Annotated in this window: 18 protein-coding genes; 4 read left to right on the forward strand and 14 right to left on the reverse strand. The window is 62.1% G+C overall.

Annotated features, from left to right (window positions below):
- Nucleotides 1-141 precede the first annotated feature (141 nt).
- A complete protein-coding gene (locus PZ897_RS04680) occupies nt 142-846 on the forward strand; it encodes a phosphodiester glycosidase family protein (RefSeq protein ID WP_275750362.1) in 705 nt (234 codons plus the stop codon).
- A gap of 22 nt (nt 847-868) precedes the next feature.
- Here the strand turns inward: PZ897_RS04680 and PZ897_RS04685 are convergent, their stop codons facing one another.
- The 7 genes from PZ897_RS04685 to purC form a co-directional block, all read right to left on the reverse strand.
- The gene (locus PZ897_RS04685; protein ID WP_275750364.1) at nt 869-1,144 is read right to left on the reverse strand and encodes a hypothetical protein; all 276 of its coding nucleotides are present in this window, start codon (nt 1,142-1,144) and stop codon (nt 869-871) included.
- A gap of 9 nt (nt 1,145-1,153) precedes the next feature.
- Nucleotides 1,154-1,387 (reverse strand): BolA family transcriptional regulator, encoded by a 234-nt coding sequence (locus tag PZ897_RS04690; RefSeq protein WP_275750365.1) that lies wholly within the window; start codon nt 1,385-1,387, stop codon nt 1,154-1,156.
- Nucleotides 1,388-1,408: 21 nt separating this feature from the next.
- Nucleotides 1,409-3,640 (reverse strand): phosphoribosylformylglycinamidine synthase subunit PurL, encoded by a 2,232-nt coding sequence (gene purL / locus PZ897_RS04695; protein WP_275750479.1) that lies wholly within the window; start codon nt 3,638-3,640, stop codon nt 1,409-1,411.
- A 148-nt stretch (nt 3,641-3,788) separates the two neighbouring features.
- Nucleotides 3,789-4,166, reverse strand: a complete 378-nt coding sequence (locus PZ897_RS04700) for a hypothetical protein (protein WP_275750367.1) — start codon at nt 4,164-4,166, stop codon at nt 3,789-3,791.
- A 167-nt stretch (nt 4,167-4,333) separates the two neighbouring features.
- Nucleotides 4,334-5,008, reverse strand: coding sequence for a phosphoribosylformylglycinamidine synthase subunit PurQ (purQ, locus tag PZ897_RS04705; protein WP_275750368.1), 675 nt, complete (start codon nt 5,006-5,008; stop codon nt 4,334-4,336).
- 3 nt (nt 5,009-5,011) lie between these two features.
- A complete protein-coding gene (gene purS / locus PZ897_RS04710; protein WP_275750369.1) occupies nt 5,012-5,254 on the reverse strand; it encodes a phosphoribosylformylglycinamidine synthase subunit PurS in 243 nt (80 codons plus the stop codon).
- An 18-nt stretch (nt 5,255-5,272) separates the two neighbouring features.
- Nucleotides 5,273-6,037, reverse strand: a complete 765-nt coding sequence (gene purC / locus PZ897_RS04715) for a phosphoribosylaminoimidazolesuccinocarboxamide synthase (RefSeq protein WP_275750371.1) — start codon at nt 6,035-6,037, stop codon at nt 5,273-5,275.
- 223 nt (nt 6,038-6,260) lie between these two features.
- On the opposite strand from purC, the gene PZ897_RS04720 reads away from it, so the two are divergent.
- Both PZ897_RS04720 and PZ897_RS04725 read left to right on the forward strand, forming a co-directional pair.
- Entirely contained in the window at nt 6,261-6,581 is a 321-nt protein-coding gene (locus PZ897_RS04720; RefSeq protein WP_275750373.1) for a DUF1476 domain-containing protein, read from the forward strand.
- A gap of 116 nt (nt 6,582-6,697) precedes the next feature.
- Nucleotides 6,698-7,459 (forward strand): aldolase/citrate lyase family protein, encoded by a 762-nt coding sequence (locus tag PZ897_RS04725; protein WP_275750375.1) that lies wholly within the window; start codon nt 6,698-6,700, stop codon nt 7,457-7,459.
- Between the two features lie 17 nt (nt 7,460-7,476).
- Here PZ897_RS04725 and PZ897_RS04730 read toward each other — a convergent pair whose 3' ends face one another.
- From PZ897_RS04730 to PZ897_RS04760, 7 genes are all read right to left on the reverse strand, one after another.
- Nucleotides 7,477-8,031, reverse strand: coding sequence for an alpha/beta hydrolase (locus PZ897_RS04730; RefSeq protein ID WP_275750377.1), 555 nt, complete (start codon nt 8,029-8,031; stop codon nt 7,477-7,479).
- Between the two features lie 113 nt (nt 8,032-8,144).
- A complete protein-coding gene (locus tag PZ897_RS04735) occupies nt 8,145-8,381 on the reverse strand; it encodes a hypothetical protein (RefSeq protein ID WP_275750379.1) in 237 nt (78 codons plus the stop codon).
- Nucleotides 8,382-8,511: 130 nt separating this feature from the next.
- On the reverse strand, nt 8,512-9,840 hold the full coding sequence (gene purB, locus PZ897_RS04740) for an adenylosuccinate lyase (protein ID WP_275750381.1): 1,329 nt from the start codon (nt 9,838-9,840) through the stop codon (nt 8,512-8,514).
- Between the two features lie 77 nt (nt 9,841-9,917).
- Nucleotides 9,918-10,502: a hypothetical protein gene (locus PZ897_RS04745; protein ID WP_275750382.1), complete on the reverse strand. Its 585-nt coding sequence runs from the start codon at nt 10,500-10,502 to the stop codon at nt 9,918-9,920.
- Nucleotides 10,499-11,230 (reverse strand): DUF2259 domain-containing protein, encoded by a 732-nt coding sequence (locus PZ897_RS04750; RefSeq protein ID WP_275750384.1) that lies wholly within the window; start codon nt 11,228-11,230, stop codon nt 10,499-10,501. Before PZ897_RS04750 ends, PZ897_RS04745 begins: the two co-directional genes overlap by 4 nt.
- Nucleotides 11,231-11,317: 87 nt before the next feature.
- Entirely contained in the window at nt 11,318-12,328 is a 1,011-nt protein-coding gene (locus tag PZ897_RS04755; protein ID WP_275750386.1) for a P1 family peptidase, read from the reverse strand.
- On the reverse strand, nt 12,325-13,449 hold the full coding sequence (locus PZ897_RS04760; protein ID WP_275750388.1) for an ABC transporter substrate-binding protein: 1,125 nt from the start codon (nt 13,447-13,449) through the stop codon (nt 12,325-12,327). The genes PZ897_RS04755 and PZ897_RS04760 overlap by 4 nt, the downstream gene beginning before the upstream one ends.
- 179 nt (nt 13,450-13,628) lie before the next feature.
- Between PZ897_RS04760 and PZ897_RS04765 the strand changes: the two genes are divergently transcribed.
- Complete coding sequence (locus PZ897_RS04765; RefSeq protein ID WP_275750389.1) at nt 13,629-14,123, forward strand: flavin reductase; 495 nt, start codon at nt 13,629-13,631, stop codon at nt 14,121-14,123.
- Nucleotides 14,124-14,155: the final 32 nt, after the last annotated feature.

A 14,155-nucleotide genomic window follows, 5' to 3' on the forward strand; every position in this document is an offset into this window, starting at 1 on the left:
GAAACGCGTTACGCTGGTTATGTCTTGCTTGGGATGCTGGCTGCTGCCGCGCTCTGGGCTGTTTGGACAGTGGTGCCGGGTGGATCAGACACGCCGGTGCACAGGCAGCAACCGCAGGCAACACAAAAGGAGGCCGGGAGCATGGATGCGCCAAACAAGCCCGACATCTGTGAAGAGACCGAGTTTGAGGGTGCGCGGGCGATTGTGTGTGTGGTGGATCCGGCACGTCACCATATCGCGCTGGTCTACCGGGACCGCGATGCTACCCCTTATGGCAGCGTCGCCCGGGCTGTGGCGGGCCTGGCCGCAGACGGACGAACGCCTTTGCTGGCAATGAATGCGGGCATGTATCACGCGGACATGACCCCGGTCGGGCTCTATGCCGAGGAGGGGGTCGAGTTTGCGTCCCTGAACAGCGATGACGGGTTCGGCAATTTCTTTCTCAAGCCGAATGGCGTGTTTTTCGTGCTTGAGGACGGTCGCGCCGGCGTGCTGGAGACCGAGGCCTATGCCGCAGCAGCCATCGCACCGGCTTTCGCCAGTCAGTCAGGGCCAATGCTGGTGATTGACGGCGCGCTCCATCCGCGCTTCCTGCCCGACGGCAGCTCGAAATATATTCGCAATGGCGCAGGCGTGCGGGCGGACGGCAAGGTCGTGCTGGCGATCACCCGTGATCCGGTCAGTCTCGGCTCGTTCGGGCGGCTGTTTCGGGATGTGGCGAAATGCCCAAACGCGCTGTTTTTCGACGGCGCGGTCTCAAGCCTGGCCTGGGGTGGAAAGATGGAAATCGATGCGGGCGAGCCTGCCGGGCCGGTTGTGGCGGTGTTCGGGAAAGATCAGGACTGAAGACCGATATTCCGTGATTGCCCTACCGTCTGCGCGCTGCCGATCTGCGGCGGGTGGCGCGGTTTTTGCTGCGGCGGGTCTTGGTTGGGGTGAGCTCGTGCTTGTTGCCGGTCAAGGCTTTGATCAACGCTTCCTCGATGGTTGACGTGGTCTTGGATCGCCTGCGCCTCGGGGTGGTTTTGCGGCTCGACTTGTGCCGGGTGGAGCGCCGGCGCTTGCGGATCACTGCACTTTTTCCCCCGGCGCTGGCCACCCCGGCCATAATTTCTTCAATCAGTCCTTCAAGAAAGCCGGCCATTCATCTCGCCTAGTCGGGCACGCTGGTTTGCAGTGCCAATGCGTGCAGAACGCCGCCCATGTTGCCCTGCAGAGCGTCGTAGACCATCTTGTGCTGCTGCACCCGGCTCTTGCCGCGGAAGCTCTCGGAGACGACTTCGGCGGCATAGTGATCGCCATCTCCGGCCAGGTCGCGAATTGTGACTTTGGCGTCAGGAATCCCGGTCTTGATGAGTCTTTCGATGTCGCCTGCGTTCATTGCCATTTGGATCGGCTCCTGATTTCACTATTCTGCAGCAAGGGTTGTCGGGGTGTCCATATAGGCAGGGAACCACGATTCATGGGCTGCGCGCAATGCCGATACGGCAACGCACAACACGCCTTCAATCTGAAGGGCGCTACCCGAGACCGTGCCGAGATGGCGGAAGGGAACCCCCGCACCTTCGGCACTGGCCATGATGTAGCTGCCGAGATCGGCAGGTACAGTGATAACATAACGGGCCTGGTCTTCGCCAAACAACAAGGCATGGGCAGGGCCCTGGCTCGAGGACAGATCGATCTTCATGCCGAGATCGGACGCCATCACCATTTCTGCCAATGTTGCGCCCAGACCACCTGAGGAGATGTCATGGCAGGAAGTGACCTGGCCGTTGCGGATCGCGGACCGGACGAAATCTCCGTTGCGGCGTTCTTCCATCAGGTCGACCGATGGCGGTGCGCCTTCGCAGCGGCCAAGACAATCGCGCATCCACGCCGACTGGCCCAAGTGCGTGCCGTCGCCGCCAATCAGAATGACGCAGTCTCCAGCCCCGGCACCGCCGATCCGCGCCATCTGGTTCCAGTCGTCAATCAGGCCAACGCCGCCGATGGTCGGTGTCGGCAGGATCGCCTCGCCATTGGTCTCGTTGTACAGCGAGACATTGCCCGAGACGATGGGGAAATCGAGGGCGGTGCAGGCTTCGCCGATGCCCTGGATGGCCATCACCAGCTGGCCCATGATTTCGGGCCGCTCGGGATTGCCGAAATTGAGATTGTCGGTCGACGCCAGCGGTTCCGCGCCGGTGGCAGTCAGGTTTCGCCAGCACTCGGCCACCGCCTGCTTGCCGCCCTCGTAAGGATTGGCCTCGACATAGCGCGGCGTCACATCCGACGAGAAGGCAAGCGCCTTGGTGTCGTGGCCCTCGACACGCACGACACCGGCGTCACCGCCCGGAATCTGCAGCGTACTGCCCTGAATCAGCGTGTCGTACTGTTCCCAAACCCAGCGCTTGGAGGCGTTGTTGGGTGACCCGAGAAGGTCGAGAAGCGCCTGGCCGTAGTCTTCCGGCTCTTCGACGTCAGCGATATCGAGCGGCGAAAGGCCGCCGAGTTCGCGCCATTCGCGGTCATATTCTGGCGCTTCGTCGCCGAGATCCTTGATCGGCAGGTTGGCGACTTCGTCACCTTGATGCAGGATGCGGAAGCGCAGATCGTCGGTGGTCTTGCCGACAATGGCGAAGTCGAGACCCCATTTGACAAAGATCGCCTTGGCTTCGGCTTCCTTCTCCGGCTTGAGCACCATGAGCATGCGCTCCTGGCTTTCCGACAGCATCATCTCGTAGGCGCTCATGTTTTCTTCACGCACCGGAACCATGTCGAGATCGAGCTCGATGCCGAGGTCGCCCTTGGCACCCATTTCGACCGCCGAGCAGGTAAGGCCCGCAGCGCCCATGTCCTGAATGGCGATGACCGCGCCGGTCTGCATCAGCTCAAGACAGGCTTCAAGCAGGCATTTCTCGGTGAACGGGTCGCCAACCTGAACCGTAGGGCGCTTTTCCTCGATCGATTCGTCGAATTCGGCCGATGCCATGGTCGCCCCGCCGACGCCGTCGCGACCGGTCTTGGCGCCGAGATAGACGACCGGCAGGCCAACGCCCTTGGCTTCGGAGAGAAAAATCGCGTCGGTCCTGGCAATACCGGCAGCAAAGGCGTTGACCAGGCAATTGCCATTGTAGCGCGTGTCGAACTCAACTTCACCGCCGACCGTGGGGACGCCGAAGCAATTGGCGTAACCGCCGATACCGGAAACGACGCCGGACACGAGGTGACGGGTCTTGGGATGGTCGGGATCACCAAAACGCAGCGCGTTCATCGCCGCAATCGGCCGCGCGCCCATGGTGAAGACGTCACGCAGGATCCCGCCCATGCCGGTGGCGGCGCCCTGGTAGGGCTCGATATAGGAGGGATGGTTGTGGCTTTCCATCTTGAAGACCACACACTCACCGTCGCCGATATCAACCACGCCGGCGTTTTCCCCCGGGCCCTGGATGACCCGCGGGCCGGTGGTCGGCAGCGTCCGCAACCATTTCTTCGAGGATTTGTAGGAACAATGCTCGTTCCACATGGCCGAAAAGATGCCGAGTTCGGTGAAACTGGGTTCACGCCCGATCAGGTCGAGAATGCGCTGATACTCTTCGGGCTTGAGCCCGTGGGCGGCAATCAGCTCTTCGGTGATCGGGATGGTGTTCGGAATGGTCATGGCGGCGGTCGCCCTTTTTGTCATCGTCATACAGCAGCCTATAGCGCACTGGCGGGGCCGATGGCACCTTGTATTTGAGCTTTTGGCCGAACAACGGTGCTATTCTGTGGACACGGCCCGCGCCAAAACCGCGCAGCAGCGGCTTTGGTCAGCATCCGGTCACGCCCGAAGCCCAGCGTGTGATGTCGCCATTGATACGGCCGGCCAGTGGCGAGGCGGACAGCGGACCGTAAAACTGGGCATGGCCGGCGGATGCGACGATGACCGCCTTGGGCAAGGCCTGCGGCTTGCCGCGCGGAACGATCAAGACCCGGGGGGTGCTGCCGGTGTCGAGCTCCGGCACGAGGCCGTAATCGGCGAAGTCGCGATCCTTGAGCCAGCAGGCATGGGCCTGGGCATTGACCTTTTGCAGCGTCGAGACGGAAAGCGAATGCGCGCTCATCCCGGCGGCAGGTGTGGAGGCGGGAGCGCAGGCGGACACTGCCAACCCGGAGGCCAGGGCAAGAAACGGCCAAATGTGCGTCATCAGGGTCTCCGACGCCTGGAACGGCGCGATCATGTTTGACGAGGCAATACCACGATTCTTGCTCCGACCAAGCGTGCCATCAGTGGGTTGAAGGCGGCGGGGCCCGACAGACGGCGCAGGCAAAACAGCTTCCATGTCATCCGACAAGACCGGCCGGGTGATGCAACTCAGGCGTCGACAAGGCCCAAAGCGGATTCGAACAGGGCGCGACCGTCGCTGCCGCCATGGGCGGCTTCGATCAGGTTTTCCGGGTGCGGCATCATGCCGAGCACGTTGCCGGCGGTGTTGACGATGCCGGCAATGTTGTTGAGCGAGCCGTTCGGATTGGTGTCGGGGGTATAGCGGAACGCCACCTGGCGGTTTGCCTCGAGGCTGGCGAGTGTGTCCGGGTCGGTGAAATAATTGCCGTCGTGATGGGCGACCGGGCACCGGATGATCTGGCCCTGGGAGTAGCCTTGTGTGAACGCCGTGCCGGAATTGGCAACTTCGAGGTTGACTTCACGGCAGACGAATTTGAGCGAGGCGTTGCGCATCAGCGCGCCGGGCAGCAGGCCGGTTTCCAAAAGGATCTGGAAGCCGTTGCAGACCCCGATCACCCGGGTGCCTTTTTCGGCCTTCTCACGCACCGCCCGCATGACCGGCATGCGCGCCGCAATGGCGCCGCAGCGCAGGTAATCGCCATAGGAAAACCCGCCCGGAATGACGATCAGATCAATATCGTCATCGATCGATGTTTCGGTCTGCCAGATGGTTTGCGGAGCCTGGCCCGATATCTTGGTCAGCGCCGCGATCATGTCGCGGTCGCGGTTGAGGCCGGGGAGCAGGATGACAGCGGCTTTCATGGCTCAGAGCACCTCGACAGTGAAATCTTCGATCACCATGTTGGCAAGCAGCTTTTCCGCCATTGCCTTGAGTTCGGCTTCGGCCTCGGCGCGATCGGAAGTTTCCAGAACGATGTCGAAGACCTTGCCCTGGCGGACCTGGCCGACTCCGGAAAAGCCCAGACCGTCAAGCGCGTGCTCGATGGCCTTGCCCTGCGGATCGAGGACGCCGTTCTTGAGGGTCACGGTGACACGTGCCTTGATCATAAATACAACTCCCGGCGTTTACTTGACCAGAACCGGCCCGGACGGACGGTTCATCTCGTTCTCATTCATGATGCCGAGCCGGCGGGCGACTTCCTGGTAGGCCTCGACAAGATTGCCGAGATCGCGGCGGAAGACGTCCTTGTCGAACTTCTGGTTGGTATTGACGTCCCAGAGCCGGCAGGAATCGGGCGAGATTTCGTCGGCGACGACGATGCGCATCATGTCGCCTTCGAAAAGACGGCCGCATTCGATCTTGAAATCGACCAGCTGGATGCCGACGCCAAGGAACAGGCCGGTGAGGAAGTCATTGACGCGGATGGCAAGCGCCATGATGTCGTCGATCTCCTGCGGGCTGGCCCAGCCAAAGGCGGTGACATGCTCTTCGGAGACCATCGGATCGTCGAGGGCGTCGGCCTTGTAGTAGAATTCGATGATCGAGCGGGGCAGGACTGTGCCTTCCTCGATGCCGAGCCGCTGGGCCAGTGAGCCGGCCGCGATATTGCGGACCACCACTTCAAGCGGAATGATCTCGACTTCCTTGATCAATTGCTCGCGCATGTTGATGCGCTTGATGAAGTGGGTCGGGATGCCAATCCGGTTCAGATGCGAGAAGATGTACTCGGAAATCCGGTTGTTGAGGACGCCTTTGCCATCGACAACATCCTGCTTCTTCTTGTTGAAGGCGGTCGCGTCATCCTTGAAGAACTGGATCAGCGTTCCCGGTTCGGGGCCTTCATACAAAATCTTGGCTTTGCCTTCGTAGATACGGCGGCGACGGGTCATGGCAATCCCTGTCAATTGTGCCGTCTGAAGCCGCGGCAACTCGGCATAGGGTCGATTTTGAGCCGTGCTTTAGCCGATTGTCCGGGCTTTCACAACGATGTTGTCACGGATGTCCCCGGAAATGCGTGGCATTGTCCGGGATTGCATTGCAACTTGGGCAGTCTTTTGTTTTATGGGGCGGACACCCATATAGGGATAATCACTTCAGCGCCGGGAGCTAGCCATGGGCAACATGAAAGACCGTCAAAACGCATTCGAGAACAAGTTTGCTCACGATGCGGAGTTGAAATTCAAGGCGGAGGCCCGCCGCAACAAGCTTTTGGGCCTTTGGGCCGCCGAATTGCTTGGCAAGACCGGTGACGACGCCGAAGCTTACGCCAAAACCGTCGTTGTGGCTGATTTGGAAGAAGCCGGCGATGAGGATGTGTTCCGCAAGGTGCGCGGCGATTTTGATGAAGCGGGCGTCAGTCAGTCCGATCATCAGCTGCGCCGCAAAATGGATGAACTCTTGGCTGTGGCCGTCGAACAGATCGAGGCCGGCTGACTGAACGCTGATTGATGTCATCAAACCGCCTGCGGCTTGCCGTCGGCGGTTTTTTGTTGGATTGAGACTGACCCACTTCCGCCGCGGGCGGGAGATCGATTGAGGAGAAGCTTTCCATGCAATTGCGCGATAATCTTGATCAGGACAAAATGCTGATTACGGCGTGGTCGACCAGCGCCTCGTCCGATATGGCCGCGGGGCTGGCCCGCTGCCCGTTCGATGCGGTCACCGTCGACATGCAGCATGGCGCCCATAGCGAATCCTCTGCCTTCGCCTCCGTGCAAGCGGTTGCGGCGGTGGGCAAACCGGCAATCCTGCGGATTCCGGTGGGGCGCAATGATCTTGCCAGCCGGGCGCTTGATATGGGGTTTGAGGCCGTGATCGCGCCGATGATCAATTCAGTGGCTGACGCGGAAGCCTTTGCCAATGCAATGAAATACCCTCCGCTTGGCGAGCGGTCCTGGGGGCCAACGAAGGCCTTGCACCTGCACGGGTCGGTCTCGCCAGATAGCTATTTCAAGACTGCCAACAGGCAAACCCTGGCATTTGCGATGATCGAAACCCGTGCCGCCATTGCCGCGCTCGACGGAATTCTGGCGCAGGACGGAATCGACGGCGTCTTTGTCGGGCCTTCAGATCTTTCGATATCCTGGACAGACGGCGCCGGCGTGGATCCGCGCAATGCCGCGCTTCAGGATGTCATTGCCGACATTGCCAGCCGGGCGCGGGACGCCGGCAAGTTTGCCGCAGTGTTTGCGGTCGATCCCGCCGATGTGCCGGGTTTTGCCCGGATGGGATACCGGCTTGCGGCGTTGAACACGGACCCGGGCATTTTGCAGGCCGGGGCGGCCGTGATGCTCGCACAGGCCAAGGGCTGAGATTGCGGTGTTTCCACTCAGGGCGTCAGCCGCGAGAGAAAATTGGCAAACACCATGATGCCTTCGGGCCAGGGGCCATGGCCTGATTCTGCGTTGAGGTGACCGGCTTCTCCCGCGTCGATCAGCATGGCGCCCCAGGCATTGGCCCTGTCGCCGGCGTGTTCGTAGGAGCCGAACGGGTCGTTGCGGCTCGCCACAACGATTGACGGAAACGGCAGCGGATCGTCCTTGTAGGGGCCAAAGGTCATCAGGTGCCTGGGCCGAATCGCCGGGTTGTCCACTTCCGGCGGAGCAACAAGAAACGCGCCGGCAATCTTTTGCCTGCACTGCGGCAACGCCTGCACCGCGGTTGCGACGCCGAGCGAGTGGGCGATGATGACAACCGGTTTGACCGATTCGTTGACGGCCTCGGCAAAGCGCGCGGTCCAGTCTTCAAGAACCGGTTTTGACCAGGCGTCCTGCTCGACCCGGCGGGCCGTCGACAGCCGGGCCTGCCAGCGGGTTTGCCAGTGGTCGGGGCCGGAATTGGTGTATCCGGGGACGATCAGGATGTCAGATTGGGCAACTTTCATGCTGCCGAGGTGGGCGAGACGCGATCAAATGTCAACAACCCGCTGACAACAATGGTGTCGGTGGCGGGAAAGGGCTCTGTCAACAACGATTGCCATCAGCCCCGGCCTTGATCTTACAGGCCGCCGTTCGGCGCAGTCCCGGCCGGGCCCGGCGGCGTGATGACAAAGGGGCCGCCGCCATTGCGCAGATTGTCATGGCTGAACAGCAGCAATGCGGCCAGCGCGGCAAGGACGGTTGCGGTTGCAAGCCACAGACTGGCGCCGGTGTCGTGGCGGTCATTGCGGTCGTAGCCGTGTTTGCCGCGGGCGCGGCGCCCGCGATCGGCCAAGGGCGGATAATCCTGCATCATGCTCTCCGATATCTGAATTGAGCAGCAGAATGGCCGGCAACAGCGGCAACAAGGCGGCAGCAGCGGGGCTGTTTGATGACAGGCGTTCACGTCGCATGAACGCCTGTCACGAATTCCCTGTCAACCGGCCTCAGCTCTCGCCAAACACCCGCGCGAAGATGGTGTCGACATGTTTGGTGTGGTAGCCGAGATCGAAGCGGTCCCTGATTTCGGTCTCGGAGAGATAGGTGCGCACGTCCGCGTCGGCGAGCAGCTCGGTGAGAAAGTCGATCTCGGAATCGCCGGACACCTGATAGCTGTCCCAGACCTTCATGGCGTTGCGCTGGACCAGGCTGTAGGCCTCCTCGCGTGACGAACCGGCCTGGGTCAAGGCCAGCAGGATGCGCTGGGAATGCACCAGTCCGCCGAGTCGGTCCATGTTGCCGACCATACGCTCGGGGTAGATCAGAAGCTTGTCGATGACGCCGGTCAGCCGCGACAGGGCAAAGTCGAGCGTCACGGTGGTATCCGGGCCGATCATGCGTTCGACCGAGGAATGGGAGATATCCCGTTCATGCCACAATGCGACGTTCTCCATTGCCGGCGTGACCGCCATGCGCACCAGCCGCGACAGGCCGGTGAGGTTTTCGGTCAGCACCGGATTGCGCTTGTGCGGCATGGCCGACGAGCCCTTCTGGCCCTTGGAGAAGTATTCCTCGGCCTCCAGCACTTCGGTGCGCTGCAAATGGCGGATTTCGGTGGCAACGCGCTCGATCGAGGAGGCGATGACGCCGAGGGTGGCGAAATACATCGCATGACGGTCCCGCGGGATCACCTGGGTGGACACCGGTTCGGCGGTCAGGCCCATGGCCTTGGCGACATGTTCTTCAACGCGCGGGTCGATGTTGGCGAAGGTTCCGACCGCGCCGGAAATGGCGCAGGTGGCGATTTCGGCGCGGGCATTGACCAGGCGGGTACGGCACCGATCAAATTCCGCATAGGCTTCGGCCATCTTGAGCCCGAAGGTGACCGGCTCGGCATGGATGCCGTGCGAACGGCCGATGCAGACAGTGTCCTTGTGCTCGATCGCGCGTCGCTTGAGGGCCGCCAGCAGAGCATCCATGTCAGCCAGCAGAATATCCGTGGCCTTGACCAGTTGAACATTGAAGCAGGTATCGAGCACATCCGATGAGGTCATGCCCTGATGAACGAACCGTGCGTCCGGCCCGACGATCTCGGCCAGATGGGTGAGGAAGGCGATGACATCGTGCTTGGTTTCGCGTTCGATTTCGTCGATGCGGTCGATATCGAAGGTGGCGGCATTGCCCTTTTCCCAAATGGTTTTTGCAGCCTCCACCGGAATGACCCCGAGTTCAGCAAGCGCATCGCAGGCATGGGCCTCGATCTCGAACCAGATACGGAATTTCGATTCGGGCGACCAGACAGCGACCATTTCCGGGCGGGAGTAACGAGGTATCATGGCGAAATCCGTGGTAAGTTGCGTTGCGCCGGGTCTAGATCATTTCGGTGCGGATGCAAACGTCGCTCCGCTCAAGATCAGGAGATAACGCCGGATTTCGGCTGTTTCGGGTGTGAATGCGCCCAGGCCAGCCCGTAAGAGGCGAGGCCGAGAAAGACCACACCCAGCGGAAGGTAGAGCCGCACGCCCTGCACAGCGAACTGGTAGAGAGCCGAGGCGACGGTGAAGACAAATTGCGCCAGCCACAATTTGGTGAACGGATCGCCATGCCACTGGGCGTAAAATGCCCGGTAGATCACTGCAAACATCGCCGATGTCAGCCCGATGGTGAACAGTGTCAGGCACAAAAACGCGACCGCGAAGGCCGCCTCGCGCCGGCGGCGGAATGCGATGAAGCGGAACAGGGCAAGGCTCAGCGGCCAGGCACAGGCCGCCCCGGCAAACACAAGTGCGGTGAGGCTCCAGTAGTGGCTGGTCAGCGCGGCCATCGACAGCCATAACGAGGCCTGGGCCGAGATCGCCATGGCAGCCCCCCAGCCAAGCGCGCCGGAAATGCCCTCACGCCAGCCGATTCTGGCGGCGCAAAGCCGGTCGCGCAGATTGGAGTTGTCATTGGCCGGTCTTGGCGCCGGGCCTTTGCGCCGTTTGACGAGATTGTTCATTCAAACCGTCGGGTGATGGCGATCCAGCGGCCGTTTTCACCCTCAAAACCATGGGACCGCACCAGCACCAGGATTGCCTGTGTCACTACGCCACCCGACAGATGGGTAACAGCGCCGCCAATGCGGTAGCCGACGGGGCAGCCGCGGCTTCGCGGCACGGCTTTGTCCTGATGCAGAAGCAACGCCGCAGGCTGGCCATTGATCTCGGTCATCTCCAGCCCGAACCCGGTCGAGGTCTGGCCAAAGACGTCACACAGGCTGGAGGCCGGCAAGGGCTCTTCGCGCAGGCGGACCGTGTAGGCGCCAAACGGCTGCGGCACCATCGACACAGGCGTATAGCGCAGCCGGTGCGCGGCCGCGTCGAGGCTTGAGGCCGGGCTGAAGGCGGCAATCACGCCCGGATTGTCGGAAAAGCGATGGATCGCCTCGCGGGAGGCAGATTTGCTCGCCGCCTCTGCGCGGGCAGCGCCGATCCCGGCCGATTCGTCCTCGATGACAACGCGCACCGTCGATCCCGGCAGGAAGGCATCCCGTGTGGTGTCGATGAAGAAGCGGTTGGCAAAGGCAAATCCGGACCCATCCTGAATGCCGAACTCCTCGAACGCGAAGACCTTGCCGTCAGCGGAAAATCCAAGCGGCCGGAATTCGGAGAATTCTCCGGCGTGCGCCGCGCCCGGGCCGAGCAGCAACGACACCAAAAGAAGCAGAATGGAACGCGCGGCAAACATCGTGGAGCTTTCTGACTGGTTGGCCTGTCCGGGTAGCATCCGACAGGCAGGCAGGCAACCGGAAGACTGATCCGGCAGGGTATCGGTTCAGCCGCTCGTGGTTGCCCAGGCGGGCATCAAGTCTCGCGGATCGGGCGTGGCGTGGCAGATCCCGCGGGCGATGGCGCGGCTCATGGCCGATGCGGCGGCGGCACACAGCTCGATAAAGTCATCGGGCGAGGGCTTGCGTGCGGAGGCGCCGGTGGCAAGGCCAAACACCAGGTCACCGTCAAAGGGCGTGTGACTGGGCCAGATTGCCCGGGCGAAGCCGGCATGGGCGGCAATTGCGAGGCGTTTGGCCTCGGCCTTGGTAAGGCTGGCATCGGTGGCAATGACGGCGATTGTGGTGTTGGAGACGCCACGGGCCCGATCCCGGAACTTGATTTTCAGATCGGCCGCGTCGCCGGGAAACGGCGAGGGCATGCCCAGGCCGCCGAATTCGGCGCCGATCTCGAACGGGGCTGCCCAGAAATGCCTTGTGTTTCCAATGGTGGCCGAGCCCATCGGATTGGCGGCAACAAGGGCGCCGATGGTAAAGCCGTTTGCGAGACGGGCAGAGGCGGAGCCAAGACCGCCCTTGAAGGTTGCCGTCAGCGCGCCCATGCCGGCGCCGGCGCTGCCGATGGCAAACGCCTGCGACGCGGCTTGCGTCGCCTGGTAGCCGAGCTCGCGATAGGGCGGATAAACCCCCCAGTCCTTGTCGCCGCCATTGATCAGGTCAAACAGAATGGCTGCCGGAACGATCGGAATTCGGTGCGGGCCAACCTCAAACCCCTTGCCCTGCTGGCGCAGAAACGCCTGTGCGCCGCTTGCGGCATCAAGGCCAAAGGCCGACCCGCCGGACAGGATCAGCCCGTTGACAGTCTCCACGGTGTTGTGCGGCTCAAGCAGATCGGTTTCACGGGTGCCGGGGGCGCCGCCAAGCACCTGAACTGCGGCGGTTGCAGGCGGATCGCACACAATCGCGGTGACGCCGGAACTCAATCCCGCATCGCCGGCATTGCCAACGGTCAGCCCGTCCACATCGGTGATCAGGTTGCGCGGTCCGGCTGTCATCATTGGCTGTCACTGGTCAGTTGTGCAGTGTCTTCAAGGCTGAGCCGGCGGAAATTCCCGTCTTCCAGGATCGCAAGCACGAAGCCGGGCTCGCGGCGTTCGCCGTTCTGCCCGAAGGTCACGCGGCCGAGCGCTGTCGAGAAGCTCGCCGTGCGCAGGGCCTGGTCAAGGCCGGACCGGCTGTAGTCCATCCTCGTTGCGACGGCGCCGAGAATTTGGGCCGCCGCGTAGGCGGGGATGCGCAAGCCTTCCGCAATCAGGCCGCGGCTTTCGAAGGCGACTCTGGCGGCTTCGGCCTCAGGGCCCGGAAGCGCGCCGGCGGAAAGTATGGCGATGGTGCCGTCGGGAAGTGGGATTTCACCCTGGGGCGCATGCAGCATGTCGCCGCCCATGAAGTGAAGGTTGACGCCTTGAAGCTCGGCCTCCCGGGCGATCACCGCCAGATCGGTGCGCTCACCCCCGACAAAGACCCGGCTGACGCCTGCGGATTTGAGCCTGCGAATCAGGCTTGGCTGGGTGGCCTGGCCGGGGCGGAAATTGTCGACAAAGGTTGGCTTGAGGCCACGGTTTTCCAGATTGATGCGGATGGTCTGGACGAGTTCGCGTCCGGAAATGGCGCCGTCCTCGATCAGCGCGAATGGCTTGTCGGCCCACAGGCGGAAGATGGCATCCGCAGCAATCTCGGCCTCGGAGCCGGAGCGTGGCGCAAGGCGGAGGAATTTCCATCCGAGCCGCTGCGCCTCCTCGCCGATGATGTCGGCGCGGACCGTCAGGGTGATGACCGGGATGTTCTCGTCTGAGAGCAGCGGCAATGCGGCTGCGAGGCTTTCGGTGCACAAGAACCCGACCACGATATGGACGCCGGCTTCAATCATCGCTGCGGCAGCGTCGGCTCCGGCCCGTTCGGTGCAGCCGTCGTCGCCCTCGACAATGTCTTCGAACAAATTCGGGTTTGCGGCGTCCCAGGTCTGAAACGCTTGACGGACGTGATCGCCTAGCGGCTGGAACTGACCCGATTGCGGGATCACCAGACCGACATGCAGCGATTCGGCGCGCACCGGCATTGCGGCAAGCAGAGCCGCCACAACGAGGGCGAACGGGAACAGCGCATGGCGGATCATCATGGGCGGTATCTAGCCTGCCAGTGCGGGCTAAACCAAGCAAAATTCGCAGATTCGGGCCGGTGAGGCGCGGTCGATCGATAAAAAGTCGCCGGTGGCGGCTTTCAAATTGGCGTCCGCACTTTATGTATGAGGCACAATGAGTGCAATACCGGGAGAAATCCCAGAATTGAGGCGCAGGCGTGTTGAAACGGCAAACGATTGATTCCAAGGACTACCGCAACGCGATGGCGCGGTATGCGGGGCATGTGCAAATCGCCACAACAGCGCATGACGGCAAGCGTCGCGGTGTGACGGTGACGGCGGCATGTTCGGTATCGGACAATCCGGGCACGTTGCTTGTCTGTCTCAATCACGCCAATCCGCACAATGAGATTTTTGCCGAATCGGGCATTTTCGCGCTCAACACGCTGATGGCTAGCCACGAACATCTGGCCGTGGCGTTTTCCGGTCTTGACCATCTCAGTGTCGAAGACCGGTTCGCGCAGGCCGAGTGGGATACCATCACCACCGGAGCGCCGGCGCTGATTGGCGCTGCGGCGGTGTTCGACTGCCGGCTGATCGATGCCAAGACCGTGGCGACACACACGATCCTGATCGGCGAAGTCACCGGATTGCGGACCGGGCCGGCCGGACCGGCGCTTTTGTATATGGACCGCGGATACCATTCTGTTTAGCCTCGCGAGAGATGGCGCTGCCCCATCCCCAC

Source organism: Hoeflea sp. YIM 152468 (genome assembly GCF_029210485.1).
Taxonomy (GTDB): domain Bacteria; phylum Pseudomonadota; class Alphaproteobacteria; order Rhizobiales; family Rhizobiaceae; genus Hoeflea.